This window comes from Streptomyces sp. CAI-85 (assembly GCF_013363615.1).
Classification (GTDB): domain Bacteria; phylum Actinomycetota; class Actinomycetes; order Streptomycetales; family Streptomycetaceae; genus Streptomyces; species Streptomyces antibioticus_B.
Genome location: NZ_JAANNX010000001.1, coordinates 95,149 through 118,537, shown reverse-complemented (window position 1 = coordinate 118,537; position 23,389 = coordinate 95,149). Strand labels below are relative to the sequence as shown.

Annotated in this window: 13 protein-coding genes and 1 pseudogene; 9 read left to right on the top strand and 5 right to left on the bottom strand. The window is 69.3% G+C overall.

Features of this window, described 5'->3' with window-relative positions:
* The first annotated feature begins 50 nt into the window (after window positions 1–50).
* The 3 genes from G6W55_RS00420 (at window position 51) to G6W55_RS00410 (ending at window position 4,340) form a co-directional block, all read left to right on the top strand.
* Window positions 51–1,469 carry a pyridoxal-dependent decarboxylase gene (locus tag G6W55_RS00420; protein WP_175518699.1) on the top strand — a complete coding sequence of 473 codons (1,419 nt, stop codon included), beginning with the start codon at window positions 51–53 and terminating at the stop codon, window positions 1,467–1,469.
* A gap of 186 nt (window positions 1,470–1,655) precedes the next feature.
* Window positions 1,656–2,174, top strand: coding sequence for a hypothetical protein (locus G6W55_RS38420; protein WP_244368371.1), 519 nt, complete (start codon window positions 1,656–1,658; stop codon window positions 2,172–2,174).
* A gap of 234 nt (window positions 2,175–2,408) precedes the next feature.
* Window positions 2,409–4,340, top strand: a complete 1,932-nt coding sequence (locus G6W55_RS00410; RefSeq protein WP_175518698.1) for a lectin — start codon at window positions 2,409–2,411, stop codon at window positions 4,338–4,340.
* A 248-nt stretch (window positions 4,341–4,588) separates the two neighbouring features.
* Here G6W55_RS00410 and G6W55_RS00405 read toward each other — a convergent pair whose 3' ends face one another.
* Window positions 4,589–8,038: a DNRLRE domain-containing protein gene (locus G6W55_RS00405; protein WP_078636520.1), complete on the bottom strand. Its 3,450-nt coding sequence runs from the start codon at window positions 8,036–8,038 to the stop codon at window positions 4,589–4,591.
* Window positions 8,039–8,107: 69 nt separating this feature from the next.
* On the opposite strand from G6W55_RS00405, the gene G6W55_RS00400 reads away from it, so the two are divergent.
* The 3 genes and pseudogenes from G6W55_RS00400 (at window position 8,108) to G6W55_RS00390 (ending at window position 15,791) form a co-directional block, all read left to right on the top strand.
* On the top strand, window positions 8,108–8,245 hold the full coding sequence (locus G6W55_RS00400) for a hypothetical protein (protein ID WP_167797320.1): 138 nt from the start codon (window positions 8,108–8,110) through the stop codon (window positions 8,243–8,245).
* Window positions 8,246–8,649: 404 nt separating this feature from the next.
* Window positions 8,650–14,563, top strand: a pseudogene (locus tag G6W55_RS00395) (RHS repeat domain-containing protein); the annotation flags it as partial.
* Between the two features lie 778 nt (window positions 14,564–15,341).
* Window positions 15,342–15,791 (top strand): DUF1877 family protein, encoded by a 450-nt coding sequence (locus G6W55_RS00390; protein ID WP_175518697.1) that lies wholly within the window; start codon window positions 15,342–15,344, stop codon window positions 15,789–15,791.
* 256 nt (window positions 15,792–16,047) lie between these two features.
* Here the strand turns inward: G6W55_RS00390 and G6W55_RS00385 are convergent, their stop codons facing one another.
* Both G6W55_RS00385 and G6W55_RS00380 read right to left on the bottom strand, forming a co-directional pair.
* A complete protein-coding gene (locus G6W55_RS00385) occupies window positions 16,048–17,184 on the bottom strand; it encodes an FAD-dependent oxidoreductase (RefSeq protein WP_175518696.1) in 1,137 nt (378 codons plus the stop codon).
* A gap of 63 nt (window positions 17,185–17,247) precedes the next feature.
* Complete coding sequence (locus tag G6W55_RS00380) at window positions 17,248–17,601, bottom strand: VOC family protein (RefSeq protein WP_175518695.1); 354 nt, start codon at window positions 17,599–17,601, stop codon at window positions 17,248–17,250.
* Window positions 17,602–17,714: 113 nt separating this feature from the next.
* Between G6W55_RS00380 and G6W55_RS00375 the strand changes: the two genes are divergently transcribed.
* Window positions 17,715–18,332 (top strand): dihydrofolate reductase family protein, encoded by a 618-nt coding sequence (locus G6W55_RS00375; RefSeq protein ID WP_175518694.1) that lies wholly within the window; start codon window positions 17,715–17,717, stop codon window positions 18,330–18,332.
* A 14-nt stretch (window positions 18,333–18,346) separates the two neighbouring features.
* Here the strand turns inward: G6W55_RS00375 and G6W55_RS00370 are convergent, their stop codons facing one another.
* Both G6W55_RS00370 and G6W55_RS00365 read right to left on the bottom strand, forming a co-directional pair.
* Window positions 18,347–18,805: a hypothetical protein gene (locus G6W55_RS00370; protein ID WP_244368370.1), complete on the bottom strand. Its 459-nt coding sequence runs from the start codon at window positions 18,803–18,805 to the stop codon at window positions 18,347–18,349.
* A gap of 43 nt (window positions 18,806–18,848) precedes the next feature.
* Window positions 18,849–21,863, bottom strand: a complete 3,015-nt coding sequence (locus G6W55_RS00365; protein WP_309243582.1) for a tetratricopeptide repeat protein — start codon at window positions 21,861–21,863, stop codon at window positions 18,849–18,851.
* Window positions 21,864–22,097: 234 nt separating this feature from the next.
* On the opposite strand from G6W55_RS00365, the gene G6W55_RS00360 reads away from it, so the two are divergent.
* The gene (locus tag G6W55_RS00360; protein WP_175518693.1) at window positions 22,098–22,472 is read left to right on the top strand and encodes a peptidase inhibitor family I36 protein; all 375 of its coding nucleotides are present in this window, start codon (window positions 22,098–22,100) and stop codon (window positions 22,470–22,472) included.
* Between the two features lie 35 nt (window positions 22,473–22,507).
* Window positions 22,508–23,386, top strand: coding sequence for a hypothetical protein (locus tag G6W55_RS00355; protein WP_309243581.1), 879 nt, complete (start codon window positions 22,508–22,510; stop codon window positions 23,384–23,386).
* Window positions 23,387–23,389: the final 3 nt, after the last annotated feature.

The window sequence follows — 23,389 nt, the reverse complement described above, 5'->3', positions numbered from 1 at the left end:
CCTCGGATTGGCTCCCGCGTCCGCCCGGACCGCCCGCCTACGCTGCGGACATGCACCCCACGCTCCGCGCCGACCTCGACCGACTCCCCGAACTCCTCGCCTCCGCCCGCGACTTCGCTACCCGTGCGCTCGCCGGCATCGGGGAGCGACCGGTCTCCGCCGCCGCACCCGCTCCCGACCCCGGCCCGCTCCCGGCGGCCGGGGTCGGCGCACAAGGCGCCCTGGACCGCTTCGCCCGGCAGTGGGAGCCCGGCTTCTCCGGTTCGGCGGGCCCGCGCTACCTCGGATTCGTCACCGGCGGCAGCACCCCCGCGGCCCTCACCGGCGACTGGCTCACCGGCGTCTACGACCAGAACGGCTCCAGCGGCGGCGGTTCCGGCGCCGACGCCCTGGAGCACGAGACGCTGGGCTGGCTGCGGGAACTGTTCGGCCTGAGCGAGGCACACCGGGGCGCCTTCGTCAGCGGCGCGACGATGTCCAACACCGTGGGCCTGGCCGTGGCCCGGGAGTGGCTCGGCGAACGGCAGGGCGTGTCCGTCTCCCGCGAAGGAGCGGCCGCCCTCGGCCCCGTCCATGTGCTGTCCGGCAGCCCGCACTCCAGCATCACCAAGGCCCTGTCCGTCCTCGGCATCGGCCGCGACCGGCTGCGCCCCGTCCCCCTGCTGGGCGGTGACCGCGAGGCCGTGGACGTGTCCCGGCTCGCCGAGGCCCTCGACGCGCTCGACGGACACCCCGCCGTCGTGGTCGCCAACGCCGGGACGGTGAACACGGTCGACTTCGACGACCTGCGGGCGATCGCCGCCCTCAAGGAGCGGTACGACTTCTGGCTCCATGTGGACGCCGCCTTCGGCGCGTTCGCCGCGCTCTCACCGGCCCACGCCGCTCTGGTCGACGGCCTCGACGCCGCCGACTCCATCTGCGTGGACCTGCACAAATGGCTGAACGTCCCCTACGACGCCGCCGTCCAGTTCACCCGCCGCCAGGACCTCCAGGTGCGGGTCTTCCACAACGAGTCCCCGTATCTCGGCCTGCCCACCGGCACCCCCGACTTCCTCCATCTGACCCCGGAGAACTCCCGGCGGCTGCGCGCCCTCGCCACCTGGTTCTCGCTCACCGCCTACGGCCGTGAGGGCCACGCGGAGATCGTCGAGCGCTGTGTCGCGCTGGCCCGGCGGCTGGGCGAGGGTGTCGCGGCCGTCCCGGGGCTGCGGCTCCTGGCGCCGGTGCGGCTGAACGTCGTCTGCCTCACCCTCACCGAGGGCCCGACCCCCGAGCGGCTGGGCGCTCTGGCGCGGGCGGTCGCCGACTCCGGCGAGGCGTTCCTCACGCCCACGGTCCTGCACGGAACGCCCGCGCTGCGCGCCGCGTTCAGCAACTGGCGTACCACGGAGGCGGACACGGACCGGGTCCGGGACGCCCTGGCGCGCGCGGTACGGGAGTTGGGGCCCGCCCCCGTCGCGGACGTGTGAGCAGGTGGGGCACGGCATGCGTCGGCCCCACTGCCCGGGGGGACGGGGGTGGGGCCGACATGCGCTCGGGTGGCCGGGGGGAGGGCACTTGTCCCGAGCTGTGTCCCTCTGGTGCCCGGTGGCGGGGGGTTGTATGCCTGTCCCGGGCAACCTGCCGCCATCGGATCGGACGATCACGGATCCCGCATGGTGTCCGCGGGCCTGGGCACCCGCGACCGCATGCACGGAAACCAGACGTATGCCACGTCGGACACGCACGGCCGGCCCGGGCACCGGGCGGACGTCTCACCGCGGCGGCCGACCGGCCGGTCCGGGGGAAGGCACCGGCGCCACGGCGGGCGCGGCGGCCGGTGGCACCGCAGGCTGCTGGCCTACCGCGGCGTCGAACTGCTGCCGTCCTCCTCGCCGGACGGCCCGGGCGAGGAGTGTCTGCTGCTGGTGCACATCCGCAAGGTCGTCGGGCGCGTGACATATCACGCGTGCGACCGGTGCGCCGAGGGTGTGATCACGGACGTCGTGCTCGAAGAACCCTTCCTGGGCTGCGGGTTGGGCACCCGTGCGCTGTCGCATCTGCGGGCCCGGTACCCCGAGGTCACCTGGCGCACGACGCTCGACACCCGTCTCACCCGCGATCTGATGCACCGGCTGCGCATCCCCAGGCTCTCCGGCGCGGAGTCGGAACGGCACTGCTGCCGGAACCTGTAGGGGGAGTTGTCAAGGGGCGCGGCAAAGCTTGGAGATGTGGACGCACAGTATTGACGAGTGCATGTCTTATTAGTTGAATCACGCCTTGAGATAAGTCACCGAGGTGTCGCTGAGCCGCACACCTGCCCCTCACCGTGCCCTCTCAGGCGTGCGCCCGGACGTCCGGAGCCGTCCGGACCGTTGCGGCGTGCATTCAAGCCCTGAAGGCGACGGCCCCCCACGAGAGGTCTCGTCATGACTCTGCCGCACAGACTCCCGCCCCGGCGCGGAACCCCCTCGTCCGGCCGGCTGCCCGCCACCGTGGCCGCCGTCCTGCTGCTCGTGCTGGCGCTGAGCGTCGGCCCCGGTCTGACACCCCGGGCCGCCGCGGCGGGTGAACGGGTCGACGTCTGGCTGACCACGACGTCCGACGCGGCGGGCCGCAACGTCACCCGCGGTCTCGCCCAGCAGACGGCCGTGAACTTCGGTTCCGCGGGCGGCGGCGCCGACCAGACCATCACCGTCGACGAGGGCACGACCTACCAGCAGTTCGAGGGCGGCGGCGCCTCCATCACCGACACCACCGCCCATCTGCTGCGCGGCGGAGCCATCAGCGCCGCCACCCGCGACACCGTCATGCGCAAGCTGTTCTCGCCCACCGACGGCATCGGGCTGTCGTTCGTCCGCAACCCCATCGGCGCGTCGGACCTGTCCCGGCCCGGCAACGTCTCGCTGGACGACACCTGTTGCACGCTGAGCGACTTCGGCGCGAACGGCTACGACACCAATGTCCGGCTGCTCACTGTCCAGGCCAAGCAGCTCAATCCGGCCCTGCGCGTGAAGGGCGTGCCGTGGAGCGCGCCCGGCTGGATGAAGGACAACGGCCGTATGGACCAGATGGGTTGGCTGAAGTGGGAGTACTACCCGCTCTACGCCCAGTACCTGGTCAAGTACATCCAGAGCTACCAGGCCGCCGGAGTGCACGTCGACTATCTGTCGGTGCAGAACGAGCCCAACTGCTGTCAGGCGGGCAACCCCACCGCCATGAACTACCCGGGGATGAGCTGGAACCCGTCCGGCCTGGTCGAGTTCACCAAGAACCATGTCTACCCGGCCTTCCGGGCCGCCGGCATCGACACCAAGGTCCTGATCCACGACTGGAACTACGGTGACTACGCGAACTTCGGCGCCGCCATCCTGGCCGACGCCGGTGTGCGCAACGACCCGCTCTTCGGCGGCATCGCGTGGCACGGCTACTTCGGCGATCCGGCCGTGGGCACCCAGGTCCACAATCAGTACCCGAACGTACGGCAGTTCAGCACCGAGCACTCCGGCGGAACCTGGATCACCAACCAGCACAACGAGGACCTGGCCGACATCGTCACCTACGCCCGCAACTGGAGCAGCAGCCTGGTCAAGTGGAGCCTGGCCCTGAACCAGGACATGGGTCCGCACAACGGCGGCTGCGGTACCTGCACCGGCCTGATCACCGTCCAGGAAGGCGGCCCGCGCGCCGGGCAGGTCGACTACACCGTCGAGTACTACACCACCGGCCATCTCACCAAGTTCGTCAGGCCGGGCGCCTACCGGATCGCCTCCACCGCCAGTTCCTCCGTGCCCAACGTCGCCTGGCGCAACCCGGACGGCTCCAAGGCGCTGATCGCCCACAACGGCGGCACCACCGCCCGGTCGGTGCGTGTGGACTGGGGCAGCCAGTCCTTCGTCTACACCCTGCCCGCCCGGACGACGGCGACCTTCACCTGGTCCGGCACGCCGTCGGGCAACCCGGGCGGCGGCACCACGGGCACCCTCACCGGTCTGGCCGGCAAGTGCCTGGACGTCGCGGGCGGCGCCACCGCCGACGGCACCGCCGTACAGCTCTACGGCTGCAACGGCACCACCGCCCAGCGCTGGACCGTGGGAGCCGACGGCACGGTGAGGGCGCTCGGCAAGTGCCTCGACGTGAGCGGCGGTTCGGCGGCCGACGGGGCGCGCGTGCAGCTCTACACCTGCAACGGCACCGCGGCCCAGCAGTGGTCGTACAACGCCGGCACGCACGACGTCGTCAACACCGGCGCGAACAAGTGCCTGGACGTCACCGGCAACAACTCGGCGGACGGCACGCCCGCCCAGATCTGGACGTGCACGGGCGGGGCCAACCAGAAGTGGACCCTGAACGCGGCCTGACCCACGCCACCGAGCTGCCGGGCTCCCGGGAACGGGGGCCCGGCGGTGGTCGGGTTGCTGCGGCGCCAGCGCGGACGCCCGCATTCGCGCGTCTGTCAACTGCGACATCCGCGTAGCCGCCCTCGACCTCGTGACCAGGGGATCGCGCCCTTCAGCGTCTCCTCAAGCGAGGCGGCGAACCATGGGCGAGAGCGGGTCCCGCCCATAGAGGGCGGGACCGTGGCCTTGGGTGTCGCGGAGTGTAGGGCTCAGCCGATGGCGATACGGGTCTTCCAGTAGCTCGCCGGAGCGATGATCTCGGCACCAGATCCTGACAGTGCCGTCTTACTGCCCGCGTAGAAGCGCACCGCTCCGTCGGAGCGCACGGTCCAGATGTCGGGCACGGAGTCCCCGTTGACGTCGGGCGTCCCGATGAGGTGCGGGATACTGGCGCTGCCCCAGCCCGCGGCTCCGTACTCGATGTCGACGCCGCCCGAGGAGTTGGCCGCGGAGGCAAGCGAGGTGAGTGTCACTCCGCCGCCGGAAGCCGCAATGCCCTTACGCAGCAGCAATCTTGCGGAGACGTCGGTGCGGTAGACGAGATCACTGACGCCGTCACCGCTGATGTCCTGAACGGTGACGATGTCGCGTTCGGTCCAGGCTGAGGCGGACAGTCGTACGGCCTGGTCGACGGTGGCTCCGTGGTAGCCGGTGAAGGCCCACAGTGCGTCGCCGGAGGTGGCGAAGAAGTCGGTTCGTCCGTCTCCGGTGATGTCGCCGGCCGCCACGATCTGGCTGAGGTCGGCGGGCTTCGGTGCATTGTCGGGCAGGAGTATCTCGCGGCGCTTGTCGACGTTCACGGCGCCGTAGCCGTCGCCCGGGTAGACCCACAACTTGCCGCCGACGCGCACGACGAGATCTTGGAGGCCGTCTCCGCCGTAGATGTCGCCGTTGTGGGTGATCAGGGCACCCTTGAAGTGCCCGGAAGGGGCGGCGACGAAGGGCGGCAGGTCGTCGCCGTTGGGGTCCTTGTCGGGATTGGCGCGGTAGGCGCCGGACATGGAGTAGTCCAGGTCGCCGCTGCCCTTGGCGAGGTCGTTGGTGGCCTGCGAGGGGTAGAGCGCCAGGTTCCCGCCCTCCGTGACGACCATGAGGTCGGCGAGCTTGTCGCCGGTGAAGTCGCCCGGCGCGTCGGCTTGGTCGCGTGGCGAGACGTAGAAGAAGTACTTCGTCGGCTGCGAGACGTTGCCGGCCGCGTCCACGGTACGGACGTACAGGACGTTCGGCCCCGCGGTGGGCGGCTTCGCGTTCGCGAGCGTCGCGGTCACTGTGGTGGCGGTACCGGATGTGCGAGCGAGCGAGAAGGGGTAACTGGCGGAGTTGAACCCGTACTCATACCGGACGACATCGGTATTGAGGGCCCGCACGGTGAACGAGCCGGGGGTTCCGAACTTCTTGGCGCTCCAGTTGGCGTCCTCGGCGTCGTTGCCGAAGCCGTTCTCGTCGCCGTCGGCGTTGGGAAAGTCGGTGGAACTGACCTTGGGCGGCTTGGGCGCACTGGTGTCCAGGACGAAACGGCACGGTGTCTTCGCCGGCGCAAATCCGGAGGTGGAGCCAGCATCGTCGCGTGCTTGGACCCGCCAGGAGTACAGGGTCCCGTTGCTCAGTTTGCTCGTGGAGAAGCCTGTGGTGGTGCGCAGCGCGGTGTCCGTGTCACTGCCCGTGGAAACCTTGCCCGTGGACCCCAGCAGGTCACCCGTGTTGTCCCACTTGCCTGTGGGCCACAGGTCGAAATCGAAGAAGTCGAGGTTTTTGTCCTTGTCGGATGCGCGGGCGGTGAAGGTCAGGTTGCCCGACCCCATGCGGACGTACGGCTCGGTGGTGGTGCACTTTGCGTCGGGGCCAAGGTCGAGTGCCTTGGGGTCGATGGTCGGCCGGCGGTTATAGACCAGCTCAAGGACAGGCGCATTGTCACCGTCGGCCTGGAACTTCTTCCACGCGTACTGGCTGTGCTCGTCGGACGCCCGCATGCCGAAGGTGATGCTGTCTTTCCCTTGGTCGGCGCGGAGCTGGGCGGCCTTCTTCACATCGAAGGTCTCGTAGGCATCCCGGCAGCCCGACTTGTATCCGTGGGCGAAACTCTTGGTCGCGTACTTGTTGCCGTTGTGCAGCTTCGGGGCGTTCTTCCAGTTGGTGTGGGAGTTGATGGCGCCGGTCAGGTGAACCGTCATCGAGCGGGAACTGCACGACCACGCATATGTCTCCAGGACGCGCAGCTTCGCGCTGGTGATCTTCGTGCCCTTGAGGTCCTTGTCGAAATCGATGTTGAAGAATGAGCGCGAAGTTCCCCAGGTGTCGGACTCGAAGCCGACCCGAGCCTCGTGCGTACCGCCTTTGTTGAAGCCTTTACCGTTGTAGAAGGAGGCGTTGGGGTGCCTGCTGTAAGCGGTGGTCCAGTTCTGCGTGTGCTTCTTCACCGAGGGGTCGATGAAGACCGGGTACGTGGTCGCAGGGTCGGTGAGAAAGTTCGGGTCGGGCGTGAAGACCCAGTTCGCCCCGGACAGGCCGACCTCGACCAGATCGCCGCGGGAGTCGGGGGACGGGCCGTCGATGGAGGGCAGACTGAGCGTGGCCGCCGATCCGCTCTGCGAGGGCGCGGGGGTCGGCTCGGGTGGCGCAGGCGGCAAGGGGGACTCGGACACCGTAGGTTCGGGACCATCGGTGGCCGACGGGAGGGTTTCGGGGCTGGTGTCGCTCTGCTCGTCCGACTCGGCTGGCGTGTCCTCGCTGGGGCTGGCGCTGTCCTCCGGCGTTGCGCCCTCGTCCGTGGGGATCGGTGACTCTGCCTCGGTCGGCTGGGCGGTGGCGCCGACTGTGCTGTCGGTGACCGCCGGGAGGCCGCTGCTGTCCCACATCAGTGGAGTGGGCGAGGTCGCGACCTCGTTGCCGTAGGCGTTTTCAGCCATGAGGACGTGGGACACCGGGTCGAGCCGGAAGGTCAGGTCCTCCGACGTGATGCCGTACGACAGTTGCCGGACACGGGCGTCGGAGGCGGCCTGCCGGTTCTTCAGGACGACCAGTTGGGCGAACCCGTCGTCGTCGGCGGTGAGGACCAGGTCGGCGCCCGGGAGGATCTCGGGGTACAGGGCGCGGGAGCCGTCGATGATCGGGGCGGGGACGGTGCCGGGCCAGGTCAGTTGGAGCTCGTAGTCGTCGATGTGCAGGGTGGCAAGCGCCGTGTCGGTGCCGTCCCCATTCGTGGCGCCCTTGACCAGGGGCATCCGGTGCACGGAGCTTCGGGATGTGCGTCCCGCAGCCCGGGAACCGGGTGAGAACACCACCCGGGTGTTGGTGGCCTGCGGTTCCCAGCCCTCCGCTGTCCGGTGCAGGCGGTAGTCGATGTCCTTCCACTCGCTGCCGACCTTGGCCCGTACGGGGGAGGAGTACAGCTTCTTGGCCATGCTGCCGTCGGGGCGGGCCCAGGTGGTGGAGCGCGCAGTACGCAGGGCGGTGACCTCGACCGGCTTGCCGGTCCGCGCGGCCGTCTCCACTGCCGCTGCCTCGGAGAGGGGCCCGGGCCGTCGGTCGGGGTGGCTGCCGGCGCCCTTCGGGCTTTCCAACTGGAAACCGGTGTAGGCGAGGCCGCCCACCAGCACGGCCGCGGTGAGCACCACCGCGCTGGTGCGGCGGCCAGGCATCCGGCGCCGGGTACGCGTCATCGGACGAGGTCCCTTCCCCCTTGGAGCCGGCGCGCGGGGCGGGCGCGGCCGGAATGGTGAAGCCGGGCCATGAGACATCGGCTCCCCGGCGCGGATCTTCCCGATCCGGTCAGGGCATGGCAGGGCCAGCTGATGATGACCCATGTGAAGGCCTTCGTCACCCTGTGCACCGACGGGGCGAAAGCGGAAGCGGGCGTGTCGTCGTAGCGCATGTGGTGCTTCGCGTGGCCTGACCGCAGTCGGTGGGTGACCACACCCCGAGGGGCGAAACGGTCGGTGACGACCTTACGGTCGCCTGATGGCATGGATCTGATAGGTGATCAGTGGATTGCTGCCGGACGAACCGAAAGGCCCAGGGATTTCCGGAAGATGAGCAGAGTCGACTTAGTCCGACACGCAGGGCTACGGCCGATTACGATACGTGATGATGATCACATGGCATGGTCCGCTCTGGCGCGTGTTCACGCTGTCGTCGCAGAATCTTCGCCATCTGATACGCCATCACGCGTGGTCCGTTCCCGGTCCCGCCACAAGTGGTCCGGGGGGACCTCGCCGTGTTCGGTCGCTTTTCGTCTGCCCGTCGCCGCCGTCTGGGCCGTGTCGTCGTGCCCATGGTCGGCGCTGCCCTGCTGGTGGGGCTGCTGCCCGTCCAGTCCTTGGCACTGCCGCCCGACCCCACAGCTGCCGAACAGGGCCGCGAAACACTGGAACTGGAGACCCTGGAGAAGGAGACGCCGGTCACGGGCGAGACCTTCGAACGGGACTTGGAAAGCCTCAAGGTCGAGGTGCCCGCCGACCAGGAGCAGCCACCGGCGGGCACGGCGACAGCGCCCACCGCGGAGACCGGCACGGTCAGTTTCGGCACGGCCACAGAAACGGCCACCGCCACGAGGGCAACCGCCAACAGGGAGACGGCCCTCGTCCGCGGTGCCGCAGATGTCCGGGAGATCGGCCTTACCCCGGTCGGCGCTCTGCCCGTGAGCCTTGGGCAGGCACCCGGTCAGCCCGCACCCAACGGCACCTGGCAGGTGTCCGTGGCTGCCCGTACCGCCACCGTGTCAGAAGGCGTCGACGGCGCAGTCATCACCGTTCAGGCTCCCGCGACCGGCTCCGTCCCCATATCCGTCGAGCTCGACTACGCCGAGTTCAAGAACCTCTACGGCGCGGACTGGGCCTCCCGACTCCGCTTCGTGCAATTCCCCGAGTGCTACCTCACCACCCCGGACGACGAGGCATGCCAGGCATACGAGGAGTTGGAGACCACCAACGACTCCGAGGCCCAGTCGATCACCGCCACGGTCGACACCGCCGCTGACGGCACGGTCACGCCGGTCGCCGCCGACAAGTCAGCGTCGTCCGGCCTTCCCTCGATGGTGCAGGCTGCATATCGCGATACGGCCACACCCGTGACCACGTCCGGCGACACCGCCGTCATCGGCGCGGTTGACTCCGGGGGTGGCGCGGGAGGGTCGTTCAAGGCCACCCCCCCTCTCTTCCGACGGCAAGTGGGAGGCTGGTGGATCCTCGGGAGCCTTCACATGGTCCTATCCGCTGGCCGTTCCGACCCCGCCGGCCGGGCCGTCCCCCACCGTCGCTTTCTCCTACAACTCCCAGACAGTGGACGGGCGTACCGCCGTATCCTCACCGCAAGCCTCTTGGATCGGTGAGGGCTGGGACTACGACCCCGGCCATATCGAGCGGCGCTATCGCCCTTGCCAGGACGATCGCAAAAGCCTGAACTCCGGAACGCCCAACAACACGGCCAAGAAGGACAAGACGTCCGACCTGTGCTGGGTGTCGTACAACGCGGTGATGTCGCTGGGCGGCAGGAGCACCGAACTGGTGCGGGTCGGCGCGACCAACACCTACCGGCCACAGCAGGACGACGGCACACGCGTCGAGCTGAAGTCCGGGGGCGGCAACGCCGACAACAACGGCGAGTACTGGGTCGTCACCACCACCGACGGCACGCGGTACTTCTTCGGCCTCAACGAGGTGGGCGGCGGCCACGCCGATACGCACTCCGTCTCCACCGTCCCTGTTTTCGGTAACCACCCCGAGGAGCCGTGCCACGCCGACACCTTCGCCGACTCACGCTGCGGCGCTGGGAAGAAGCAGGCGTGGCGCTGGGGCATGGACAAGGTCGTGGACGTGCACGACAACGCGATGATCGTCAACTGGAAGCAGGAGACGAACTACTACGCGGTCAAGAAGAAGTTCAAGTCCCCCGAACAGTACGACCGCTATGCCTACCCGTCCTCGATCGAGTACGGCATGCGTGCTTCCGACCTGACCAGTCCGTCCGCCACCATCGAGTTCGGGGTTGCACAGCGTTGCCTGAAGTCGGCCACGATCTGCGCCGCCGCGAACTTCGCGAAGACCGATGACCCGGGTGCGTACCGTCCATGGTGGGACACCCCGGGCAACCTCAACTGCGAGTCCACGTCCAAGTTGTGCCCCGCCTTCCCGTCCTTCTGGACCCAGGTCCGCCTGGACACCGTGACGACGAAGGCGGCCCGCCCCGGGCAGAGCGGCCTCGGCAGCGTCGACACGTATGCGCTGCATCAGTCCTTCCCCGAGGACTGGTACGACACCTCTCCCGGCCTCTGGCTGAACTCGATCACGCGTAGGGGCTTCGCACCCGGCGACTCCACCGGTCTGCTTCAGTCGAAGGACGGTGTGAGCTTTGCCCAGTACACAGTCGGGTCCGCCTCACCACTGCGCGCCCGCCTCAAGGACCGCCAGCTGCCCAACCTCGTCGGCAGCGGCCCGAACGACCAGCGACCGGGCTTCACTCGTCCCCGCATCGGCACCGTCGCGACCGAGTACGGGGGTGACATAGAAGTCGAGTACACCGGTGGTTGCGCGAGTGAGCCCGCCGAGGACAAGGGCAGGAGCAACGGCACCTGCTACCCGGTGCGCTGGTCGCCGGACGGGGACGAGAAAACGCCGGCGAAGGCGTGGTTCAACAAATACGTCGTGGCCTCCGTCACCGAGACCGACAAGGTCACATCCCACGGCAAGCCTGTTCACACCTCCTACTCCTACACGGGTCCTGCCTGGGCCAAGACCGACGACGAGTTCACCCGCCCTGCCCTGCGCACATACAGTGACTGGCGTGGATACCGTCAAGTGGGGGTGACCAAGGGCAGCAAGTCCACCTCTCAGCAGGGCGACCCGCAGTCCCAGTCGTACTCCGAGACGCGCTACTTCCAGGGCCTGGGCGGCGAGGTCAAGGACAGTACAGGTAAGTACACGCTGGTCACGGAGGATGCGCCGCAGTATGCGGGCATGACAGCCGAATCGATCACCTATCTCGACTCGGACAAGCGGGTGCAGTCGCGAACACTCACCTACCCGTGGTCGCAGCAGACGGCTTCCCGCCCCCGCGAGTCGGAGGCCGGCACGGACATCGAACCGCTGTTGGCACACCGTGTCGGGACCAAGCGCACGGACGAGATACAGACAGTCGACACCAGCTGGCGGGCCGTCCGCACGCTGACCACTCCCGACGACACCTACGGTCTGCCCGTGCAGGTCGAGACGGCGGTGGTCAAGCCCAATGGAGACGGGGGCGAGGCCCTCTCCGACCAGACGTGCACCAAGACCTTGTACGTGCACAACACCTCGGACTGGCTGATCGGACTCCTGAAGGAACGGCGGACGACAGCCACCTCCTGCGCTGGGTACGGATCGGCGGACCCAGCTACCGAGTTGAAGCAGGCGGTACGCAACACCTACGACAGGCTGGCCTACGGAGCAACCCCCGCGCAGGGGCAACTCACCTCGGTGGCCGAGATCAACGGTGCCGGCACCTCGTACTCGGTCGTGACCGAGAGCACTTACGACGAGCTGGGCCGACTGCGTACTCACAGCAAGCCCGGTGAGGGCACGACCGAGATCCAGTACACCCCGGCGACGGGCGGTCCGGTGACCGCCACCAGAACGATCAACGCCATGGGGCATGTCACCAGGACGACGTTCGATCCGGGGCGAGACCTGCCGTTGACGGTCACCGACCCCAATGGCAAGGTCACGCGCACCGAGTACGACGCGCTGGGACGTCTGGTCAAGGGCTGGTCGGCGGCTCGTGCCGGCGAGGGGGACCCGGATGTCCAGTTCTCCTATCAGGAGGCGATCGCCACCAGCGAGCAGACCCGCCCGGCAGCCGTCACTGCCAGGACGCTGAAGGGCGACGGCACCTACGCGCGCCAGGTGACCATCTACGACGGTTTGATGCGCCAGGTCCAGACACAGGAGGACGCGCACGGGCCAGGGCGTATTGTCAAGGACACGACCTACAACGACCACGGTCTGGTCGATGAGCAGACCGGCGGCTATCTCGCCAAGGGCGAGCCTGCGGCCGAAATCTTCGCTCCGAAGTCGAAGTCGCTGATACCCAGCTGGACGAAGACGCGTTACGACGGTCTGGAACGTCAGGTGCGTCTGTCGACCTATCTGGACGGCGACTACCGGTACGCGACCGAGACGGCCTACAGCGACACCAGCGTCTATGTCAACCCGGCCGGTTCCACCGCACCCCGGACCCGGACGTACACCGACGCCTTGGGCCGTGTCACCTCGTTGAAGCACTACGCGCAGAGCGGTGCCGCGTCGACGACGGGCCGTACGACGACCTACCACTACGACGTCCGCGGCAACCGTTCCGAAGTCATCGATGCGGCCGGAAACACCTGGACATACACGTACGACGCGCGCGCCCGCGTCACCTCCGTCAACGACCCCGACACCGGCAGGACCAACACCTGGTACGACGAGGCGGACCGGCCGAACAAGGTGACCGACGCCGAAGGCCGGACCACCTATACCCAGTACGACGTCCTCGGCAGGCTCAGCGCGATCCGTGAGGGATCCGAGACTGCCACGCCCGTCAAGGAGTTCACCTACGACTCGCTGCCCGGTGGGCTCGGCCAGCCGGCGGAGTCGAAGCGGCACACCGCCGACGGCGACTACATCAACCGGGTCACCGGGTACGACGCCGGGTACCGGCCCACGGGCCGTGAGACGGTGATCCCGGCCAACTCGATGACCACGGGGCTCGCGGGGACATACGCATACACGTACACGTACACCCCCGTCACCGGGCAGCCGCTGTCGGTCACGATGCCCGCGATCGGTGGTCTTGCGAAGGAAAGGGTCATCACCCGCTACAACGGTGACGGCCTGGCGGAGTCCACGTCCGGACAGTCCTGGTACACGGCGGACGTCACCTATTCGCCCTATGGCGAGGTCCTGCGGACGGTCTCCGGTTCGCAACCCCAGCGAGTCTGGACGACGAACTTCGTCGACCCTCGGACGGGCCGACTGCAACGCACCATCGCCGACCGTGAGACGGCGGGCCCGCATCGCCTGACGGACAGCTACTACTCGTACGACGCCGCAGGGGTGATCACCTCCGAGGCCCGTCGCCTCTCGGACGCTTCCGGGGCGACGTGGGACAACCAGTGTTTCACCTATGATGCGATGGGCGAGCTCGTCAACGCCTGGACCTCGAAGGTGGCTCCCGACGGCGCCGGCACTGGCTGCACGTCCACGGACGGTAGCTCCTGGGGCTACCGCACCGACTTCGAGACCTCATCAGGCCCGGTCGCTGACGCTCCGGATGCAGCGACCGATGTCACCTCCCCGGACAGTGCGCTGACGTCGAGTCTGGCCGCTGCCGCTCCCCAAGCGGCCACGGTGTCCACCGGAGCCACTGCCTATCGCCAGTCGTTCACCTTCGACTGGCTCGGCAACCGCGCCACCATGACAGAGCATGACCTCGCGGACGCGACCAAGGACGTCGCCTACAAGTACAGCTACACCACACATCAGCCGCACACTCTCCAGTGGGTCAGCACCAATCCTCCCGGCAGGGGCAGCAGCTACTCCTACGACGCGGTGGGCAACACCGAAGTCCGCGATCTGTACGACACAACGCAGAGCTTGACGTGGACATCAGAGAACAAGCTCGACACGATCACAGACGACGGCAACAAGACGACGTACGTCTACGACGCCGACGGAAGCCGCATCCTCGAGTATTCGTCGGCAGGATCGACGCTCTATCTGGGCGAGACCGAGGTCACCACTGACTCGGCGGGCAAGGTCACCCGAGCCTCGCGCGCCTACAGTCAGAGCGGTGCCCCGACCGTGACGCGCACCGCGAGCAACGGCGCCGCCACGGGTCACAAGCTCAACGTCCTCCTGGCCGACCACCTGGGTACTGCCACCACCTCGGTGGAACTGTCCGGCAGCCAACCGGTGACCCGCCGTGCGTACAAACCGTACGGTGAGCTCCGCGGCCCCAAGCCGACGACGTGGCCCAACAAGCGTGGCTATCTTGGCGTCGGTGTTGACGACGCGGCCACCGGACTGACACACATTGGCGCGCGCGAATACGACCAGGACTCGGGACGTTTTCTCTCCGCGGACCCTGTGGTCGACATCGCCGATCCGCTTCAGATGAACGGCTATGCCTACAGCCACAACAGCCCGGTGTCACGTAGCGACCCCACGGGCCTCATGGACCTTGTCAAGGCCGAGTCCATGCATGCGAAGCAGCAGGAGGAGCAGAAGAAGAGGCGTCGCGCCGAAATCATCAAGGAAAAGTATACGAAGGCGCACGACACGGCGATCATCATGTATATGACGTGGTTGCGTCTCTTGCAGCCCAAGGGGAAGGGCAAGGTGACCGTTGATCTGCAGCAGACCAGGGGGTACCGCGACTCCGAGAACTACATCAGGAATGTGCCAGGGAAGAAGAAGGGTGGCTGGGCCGACCTTCTCTACTGGACGGAGGACACGGTGTATGTGTGGGATGTGAAGCATTTCGGAGGCGCGGCAGAAATTGCAGGTGAACAAGAGGTCAAAGACTATGTGAGCAGCCTCAGGAAGCAGCTCGCGGCCGATCCGAAAACTAAGGAACTCAAGGTCAAAGTCGGTTTCAAGATGACGCCGATGAAGGGACCGAATCTCTTCAAGACCGGTGAGTGGGTGGATGCCTTTCCGTCGGTGCAGAGTGATGGCGTCATCGCGTACAGGAAATCGAACATCAAGGACGACAAGAACCGAAACCCCAACCCTCCGCCGAATCGTGCTCCTGTGACTGAGGAAAAGACCTGGTACTCGCAATGGAAAGAACGGTCCCAGGAGTGGTGGCACAACAACGTGGAGAATCACGACTGGTCCAGAAGCCCGTTCGGAGGTTCCTCTGATTCCTCATCTCTCTTCCCGGGGCTTGCTGGTCCTCTGCTAGCCTACTGACTTCAAATCGAGTGAAAGGCGATGAACAACAATGAATGTGTCCCTGTTCGCTCTCCCTCGGCATGAGGTGCATGGCGGTTTCGAGCAGGTGTTGTCCCGTTGGCGAGCCTTGGAAGACGACGAGTCGGACGACCTGTGCGACCTCGGCGAGGACGCGAATGTGGTGGAACGACTGCTGGAGAGGGCGGGCGCCGGCGAAGGCGCGCTGTCTGCGGTATCTGGGGAGACGGTTCTGGGAGACGACGGCGTTGGCACCGTATGTACCGTTCTGTCGCCTCAGGAAGTCGTCGGCGTGGCAGACTTCATCGCTTCCGTGGACGTCGACGAGGTGATGCGCAATGCCCCGGATGTGCTCAGCGGGATCATCCGCGGCGGTATCCCCGTGGGCTATCTGGAGGACCTGCATGAGACCCTGGATGCCCTCTGGCGGCTCTACGGCTCTGCAGCCCGCGACGGCCTGTGCGTGGCCCAGGTGTTCGAGGGTTGAGCAGGTGACCGATCGTCAGCTCTCCCATGGGAGTGACGATCGCTTGCTGGTTCTCGCAATCGGTGTGAATGCCGTTGGTCGGCAACCGGCCACACATCCGATGCCGGTACCCGGGAAGGGCTGAGTGCGGGCCACATGGCGTGCGGAAGTGGTGTGCGCCCGTCCGGGTGACGTCGCCTACTCCCCGCGGGACGTGTCCGCCCGCCCGGGACCGGGGGCGCGGCGGCGTGACTGACAGGGTCGTGCCGTTGGCCGGTCAGGCGGCGGGGCGCGGGCGAGGACCGAGGGCGAAGCGGGACGGGCCGGGCTCGCCGTGCACGAGGGAGGCGGCCAGCTCGCCGAGCACGGAGGCGAACTTGAACGCGTGGCCCGAGCAGCCGCCGAGCACCGTGACCGGACCCTGCCGGTCCACGAGGAAGTCGTGGTCGACGGTGGTGGTGTAGAGGCAGGTCAGCGGGTCGGGCGCGGTGTGGTCGACGCCGGGCAGCCAGCGCTCGGCGTACGCGGCGAGCGCGTCCAGGGTCGTGGCGTCCGGTGTGCGGTCGCGGTGATCGGGGTCGACGACCGGTCCGATCCCGTGGAAGCCCGCCTTGACCCCGTCGGTGCTGCCGAGCCCGTAGACACCGTCCGTCGACCGGCCCGTCGCGGGCAGCTCGGCACCCGGGTGATGGATGAAGCTGGGCCAGGACAGGGGGTCCGCGGCGGGGAAGTGGGCGGGCTGCTCCTGCGTGACGCGCAGCGCCGGGACTCCGCTGACCAGCGCGGACGCGCCGTCGCCGAGCAGCGCCGGGGTCCAGCCGCCGACGGCGACGACCACCGCGTCCGCCGTCCACTCCTCGCCGGCCTCGCTCACCACGCGCACACCGCCGCTGTCGAGCACCCGCACCCCGGTCACACGGACACCGTGCCGGACCTCGGCGCCATGGGCCCGCGCCGCCTGCTGGAACGCGGCGACGGCGTCATCGGCGTGCAGCCGCCCCGCCTCCGGATGGAACACCGCGCCGGTGTCGGCACGCAGCCCCGGCCACCGCTCGGCCACCTGGTCCGGAACCATCCGCTCGACGGGTCGCCCGGCCGCCGTCAGCGTCTCGAACAGGGCGTCGGTGACCTCGGCCGGGCCGTGATCGACGGCACCGGTCAGCGACAGCACCTGCCGCCCGGTCTCCTCCTCCAGCCGCCGCCACAACGGCAGCGACCGCACGGCCAGATCGACGTAGAACGGATCCGTGTACGCCAGCCGGAAGATCCGCGACGTGCCGTACGAGCTGCCCCGGTCGTGCCCGGGCCGGAACCGCTCCAGCAGCGTGACCTCACCCCCGCGCGCGGCCAGCCGCCACGCCGCCGCGGAACCCATGACTCCGCCACCTATGACGACGATGCGACGAGCAGGCATGAGGTGATCCCTTCCATCAGGCGTGACCAGGGATTTTTCTATCACTGCCGGGGTGGGGGCGGATCAGGCGGGCTGCCACAGTTCGACGCGGTTGCCCTCGGGATCGGTGACCCAGCCGAAGCGGCCGACGCCGTCCATGTCCTGGACCTCCTCGGCCACGTCGGCGCCCTTGGCGCGCAGTTGCGCGAGCATCGCGTCCAGGTCGCGGACCCGGAAGTTGAGCATCGTCTGCTGCGTGCGGGTGCCGAAGTAGTCGGTGTCGGCCTCGAACGTCGCGAACACGGTGGGCCCGGCCGGCTGATTCCAGAGCCCGTTGTCGTCGGCGTCCAGCCCCAGACAGTCGCGGTACCAGGCACTCAGGGTCACGGGGTCGGCGGACCGCAGGAAGTAGCCGCCGATACCAAGCACACGTTCCATGAGGTCATCCTGCCAGGACGGTGACGGGGACCGCCCGCGCGTGGTGGCCCCGTGTCGGAGCGCCGGGCACGTCATGCTGGACTCCACGGCCCGTCGGCGAAGGAGAGAGTGCTGTGACGACACCGACCGGCAAGGTGATCTGCGACATCACGATCTCGCTCGACGGCTGCTCGGCCGGGCCCGACCAGACGGAGGAGCGGCCGTTCGGGAACGACGGCGGCGACGGCTCGGGCGGCAGGTTCCATGCCTGGATGTTCGACACGCCCGAGGAGAACAGGGCCGAGATCGAACGGATGACCGCCGCCTCGGCGTTCATCATGGGGCGCAACATGTTCGGCCCGGTCCGCGGCGCGTGGGACCGGCCGTGGAACGGCTGGTGGGGTGACGAACCGCCCTTCCGCGCACCGGTGTTCGTCCTCACCCACCACGCACGCGAGCCCCAGCCGATGGCTGGCGGCACCACGTTCACCTTCGTCACCGACGGAATCACCTCGGCACTGGCCCAGGCACGCGAGGCCGCGGGCGACGGCGAGATCTCCGTCCTCGGCGGCGCGACCACCGCCAACCAATACCTCACGGCCGGCCTGATCGACGAACTCCGCCTGCACATCGTCCCGTTCACCCTCACCACCGGCACCCGCCTCTTCGACGGCGTACCACCCCTGAACCTCGAACAGACGACGTCACGACGAGCGAGCCAGGTCACGCATGTGACCTACAAGGTGTTGTAGGGGAGGCGGCGGCTTCAGCCGCTCCTCCCATGGGTCCAGTGCTCCTGGATGACGGCCAACTTGTTGTCGAACTCCGCGTCCCACAGTCGGCTGGTGAAGGCTCCCGGGATCGTCAGTGGACGTCCGCGGACCCGGACGGCTCGGAGGTCCCACCACGTTGCGCTGCGCGCGTGGTGTTCCCGCTTCTCGATCCCGGTGATGTCGCTCCAGGGGATCGATCGCCGGCTGACGAACGTGTGGAACTGCATGCCGCTCGCGGTGAGGAGTGTGCGGCCGTAGCCACGGTTGATCATGTAGAAGAGTGAGGCCGACCAGGCCACGCCGACGCCACCGCCCCACCACCACCGGGTCGACGACGGCGAGGGCAGGGTCACTCCGATGGCCATGCCGACACACATGAGGGTCAGGACCCCGGTCCACCACCAGTTCCGGCGCCGCTCGGCGGCGGTGAGGCCGATCCATGTGTCTGGCATGGTCATGATGCTAGCGATGTGCTCGCGCCGTGCACCTGAAGCGTCAGGCCCCCGAAAGGTTCAGGTCCGCCAGGTTCGTTCTGATCGTGTCGGCCTCCGGCATGCCGAGTTGGGTGTAGAGGGTGAGGGCTCGGTGGTAGTGGTGGGCGGTGAGGGTGGGGGAGTGGTGGGCGGCGGCCAGGCCGCTGTGGGCGCGGGCCTGTTGGGTGGGGCTGCCGATGTCCTCGGCGATGGTGAGGGCCTCGGTGTGGTGGGTGAGGGCGTCGGTGGGGCGGCCGGCGGCGCGGGCGGCCTCGCCGAGGCCGTTGAGGGCTCTGGCCTCGCCGTCGCGGTCGCCGTTCTCGCGGTAGAGGGTGAGGGCCTGCCGGTGGCATTCGGTGGCGTCCGGGTGCCGGCCATGCCGGGTGTGGACGAGGCCGAGGCCGTGCAGCGCGCCCGCCTCGCCGTAGCGGTCGCCGACCTCGCGGAGGAGGGTCAGGGCCAGTTGCTGGTGACCCGCGGCCGAGTCCAATTGGTCCAGGCGTACTTCGACCGCGCCGAGGTCGCTGAGTGCGTGGGCCTCCAGGTAGCGGTTGCTCGTCCTGCGGAGGAGGGACAGCGACTGGCGGAGGTGGCCGGCGGACTGGTCGTAGCGGCCGAGTTGGCTCTCGACGCTGGCCAGGTCCTTGAGCGCCGTCGCCTCGCCCAACCGGTCGTCCAGACGGCGGTACAGCACCAGCGCCTGTTCGAGGTACTCGACGGCCGACAGGAACCGGCCCAGCCGTTCGTCGACCAGGCCGAGGTTGACCAGGGCGCGGGCCTGGCCGGTCACGTCGTCGGCCTGCCGGAACAGCGTGAGCGCCTGCTGTAGATGCCGGCGTGCCGGCTCGTGACGGGCCAACTGCCAGTAGGCGATGCCGAGTCCGATCAGCGCCCGTGCCTCGCCCACCGGGTCGCCGATCTCGCGGGCGGCGTCCCGGGCGTGCCCGTGGATCGTGAGGCCGTCGGTGTGCTGGCCGCTGACGAGATGGCGGTACAGGGTCGAGGAGAGACGGATCGCGTGGGTGGGGCGGCCCCGGGTCGCCGTATGGGCCGACATCGCCGTCAGGCCCGGACGCTCGGTGTCCAGCCAGGCCCGCGCGGCATCGGGATCGGACAGGTCGGGCACCGGAGTGACGGTCTCGGGGGCGGTCGGCCGTAAGTGGGCCTCGGCCGGGTGGAGGCAGTCCATGGCGGCGGCCGCGGTGGCCAGACAGTGGTCGAAGAGCCGGTCGAGCGCCGCCTCGCGGGCCCCCGGTGTCTCCTCGGCGGTCGCGAGCCGGGTGGCGTAGGCGCGCAGCAGGTCGTGCATGCTGTAGCGGGCCGTGTCCGTCCGCTGGATCAGATGGGCGCGGGCGAGGACGTCGAGGGTACGGCGGGCGTCCGCCGGACCGGTGTCCGTCAGCGCGGCCGCCGCGTACGCGTCGACGTCGGGGCCCGGATGCAGGCCGAGCAGCCGGAACGCGCGCGCCGCGTCGGCCGGCAACTGCCGCAGCGACCACGAGAACACCGCGGCGACGGCCGTCCGAGGGTCACCGTCCGCGCCCAGCAGGTCCAACCTGCGCTGCTGGTCGGCGAGTTCGTCGACCAGGTCGGCCAGCGGAGTGCCGGGGCGGGCCACGGCCAGCTCCGCCGCCACCCGCAGCGCGAGCGGCAGCCGCGCGCACTGCGCGGCGAGGGCGTCCACGGCGCCGGGCTCGGCCTCGGCACGCGGGCCGACCAATCGCCGTAGCAGGATGCGCGCGGCGTCGACGGGCAGCAGGTCGAGGTCCAGTCGGTGGGCGCCCTCCCGCGCGACCAGCCCGGCCAGACTGTCCCGGCTGGTCACCAGCACCGCACAGGAACCGGTGCCGGGCAGCAGCGGCCGCACCTGCTCCACCGTGGCGGCGTTGTCCAGGACGATCAGCATCCGCCGGCCCGCGACCTCGGTGCGGTACCGCGCCGCCCGGTCGTCCTCCTCCAGCGGGACGTCCTGCCCGGCCACCCCGAGCGCGGTCAGGAACCGCACCAGCGCCTCGGCGGCCGCCATGGGCCGGTCGGGATCGTATCCGCGCAGGTTCACATACAACTGGCCGTCCGGGAAACGGTCCCGGGCCCGATGCGCCCACCGCACCGCCAGCGCCGTCTTGCCCACACCCGCCGTCCCCGACACCGCCGAGATCACCACGGCCGTCGCCCGGTCCGCGGCCACCACCTTGTCCAGGTGCGCCAGTTCCTCCTCACGGCCGGTGAACCCGGTCGCCTCCATGGGGAGTTGAGCGGGAATCACGCCAACTCGTGGACTGGGCCTGCTCGGCGGTGGTGCCGTGCCCGCACCGCCGCTCAGGACCGCCCGGTGCTCCCGCCGCGCCTCCGCCCCCGGCGTGGTGCCGAGTTCGTCGGCCAGCCGCTTGCGCAGGGCCGTGTAGCAGGCCAGCGCCTCCGGGGCGCGCCCCGCGGCGTGCAGGGCCCGCATCAGCGCGACGGCCAGCGGCTCGACCAGCGGGTGTTCGGCCACCAGGACGGACAGCGTGTCGACGACCACCACCTGCCCGCCGACCCGGAGTTCGGCGTCCGCCCAGGCCAGAACGGCGTCGATCCGCTGGTGCAGCCAGGTCTCCCGGGTGCGCGCCGCCCACGCACCGGGCAGCCCGGCCAGCGGCTCGCCCCGCCACAGGCCCATCGCCTCCCGCAGCGTCGCCACCCGCCCCGCGTCGGAGCCGCCCGCGCCGCGGGCCCGGCCCACCAGACCCCGGAAGCGGTGGACGTCGACCAAGTCCCGCGAGACGTCGAGGCGGTAGCCGCCCGGCCCGCGCACCAACGAGGCCGCGGCCGCCGTGTCGTCGTCGGCGCCGCGCAGATGCGGGGCGCTGTCCACGAGGACCCGGCGGATCCGGGCGACATGGGCGTAGAGCGTCGACCGCACCTGCGCGGGCGGGTCCTCGCCCCACACCCGGTCGATCAGCGTCTCGGCCGCCACCCAGCCGCCCGCGTCGGCCAGCAGCGCCGCCAGCACCGTACGCCGCTTCGCGGGCCCCAGATCCACCGGGCGGCCCGCCACCCATAACTCCACGGGCCCCAGCAGCCGAAATCCCGTCACACCGTCCCCCTGCCCCGCCCCGCACGCGCCGTCCCGTCCCCCGCCGGGCGTCACCCAACCACCGCGCCACCTGCGAGGCAAGTTTTACGCAAGCTCCCCGGCCACCTCCCTCCTCCATCGTGTGCACGGCACCCCGCCGCACCGATGGACGCCTTCCGTTCCATGGGCGGCGTGAGCGATGGAGGAACACACAGAATGAAGCGGATCCTGGCCAAGGCCGGCATCGCCCTGGGAAGCGTGGCGCTCGCCGTCACCGGCGCGGTCGTCACCGCGGCCCCCGCGAACGCGGCGCTGTCCGACTGTCCCTCCGGCGGGCTGTGCGCCTACCTCGGAGTCAACGGCTCGGGCACCCCCGGCGTGGTCTACGGCGACAACACCAACCTCCTTCAGTACAACAAGTTCAACAACGCCGAGTCGCTCTACAACAACGGCACGAGCTGCAACGTCCGTATCTACTCGGGCACGGGCTACACCGGCTCCAGCTACGTGCTCTCCCGGGGCTACTACAACGGCTCCCTGGCGAACACCGTGTACTGGCACAACGTCGCCTCGAACGACTGGTGCGTGTGATCGTCCCCCCGACGGCGTGGCGGACACTCCTCACGGTGTCCGTGGCGTTGACCGCGGCCGGCTGCTCCTACGGGGGTGAGCAGCCCGGCCGCGGGTCCACGGCCCCCGACGTCCGTCCCCTGTCGGGGGCCACCGCGATCAGCCACGCCGACGCCGTACGCCTGCACGACCGTGAGGAACGCGCCGTCGCCGCCTGTATGCGCTCCCGCGGGCAGCAGTACACGGCCCAGCCCCGCACCACGTCCGCGCGCAGCGAGGAGACGAACCCCTACGGGCTGCTCACCCCGCGAAGGGCGGCCCAGGACGGGTACGGGATCGTCGGCGAGTACCTCTACCGGCTCACCGCCCCCGCGCCGGCCGACGAACCCCGCGAGACGGTCTGGCAGCAGGCCCTCACCGGCACGCCCGCGCACCGGGTGACCCTGCGGCTGCCCGACGGCGTCAGCCTGGAGTACTCCACCGACGGCTGTGTCGCCCGCGCCCGCACCGAGGTCTACGGGGCGGACTGGAACACGGTCGAGCCCGTCACCGTGGGGCTCGCGAACCGGGTGATCGCCGCCGTCGAGGCGGACCCGGACCACCGTGCCGCCGTACGGCGCTGGTCGGCGTGCATGTCGAAGGCGGGGCATCCGGCGAAGGACCTCCAGGCCCCGCGCCAGGCCGTCGACTCCCGTCTGCGGACGACCGTCGCGGAGGGCGGCACCGGGCCGGACCAGGACGCCGTGCGCGCCCTCGGCCGCGACGAGATCCGCACCGCACGCGCCGACGCCGACTGCCAGGCGTCGACGGGACTCGCGGAGGCCGTACACGACATCCAACAGACCGTGGAGAAACGGCTCCTGACGGAACGTGACCGAAAAACGGTGGCGAGCTACGTGACCGACCGACGCAGAGCGCTCGCCACCGAACCGTGAGGG

Coding starts and splice junctions, on each gene's coding strand:
- G6W55_RS00420 (WP_175518699.1), top strand. CDS start 51: ATGCACCCCACGCTCCGCGCCGACCTCGACCGACTCCCCGAACTCCTC.
- G6W55_RS38420 (WP_244368371.1), top strand. CDS start 1,656: ATGGTGTCCGCGGGCCTGGGCACCCGCGACCGCATGCACGGAAACCAG.
- G6W55_RS00410 (WP_175518698.1), top strand. CDS start 2,409: ATGACTCTGCCGCACAGACTCCCGCCCCGGCGCGGAACCCCCTCGTCC.
- G6W55_RS00405 (WP_078636520.1), bottom strand. CDS start 8,038: ATGACGCGTACCCGGCGCCGGATGCCTGGCCGCCGCACCAGCGCGGTG.
- G6W55_RS00400 (WP_167797320.1), top strand. CDS start 8,108: ATGAGACATCGGCTCCCCGGCGCGGATCTTCCCGATCCGGTCAGGGCA.
- G6W55_RS00385 (WP_175518696.1), bottom strand. CDS start 17,184: ATGCCTGCTCGTCGCATCGTCGTCATAGGTGGCGGAGTCATGGGTTCC.
- G6W55_RS00380 (WP_175518695.1), bottom strand. CDS start 17,601: ATGGAACGTGTGCTTGGTATCGGCGGCTACTTCCTGCGGTCCGCCGAC.
- G6W55_RS00370 (WP_244368370.1), bottom strand. CDS start 18,805: ATGCCAGACACATGGATCGGCCTCACCGCCGCCGAGCGGCGCCGGAAC.
- G6W55_RS00360 (WP_175518693.1), top strand. CDS start 22,098: ATGAAGCGGATCCTGGCCAAGGCCGGCATCGCCCTGGGAAGCGTGGCG.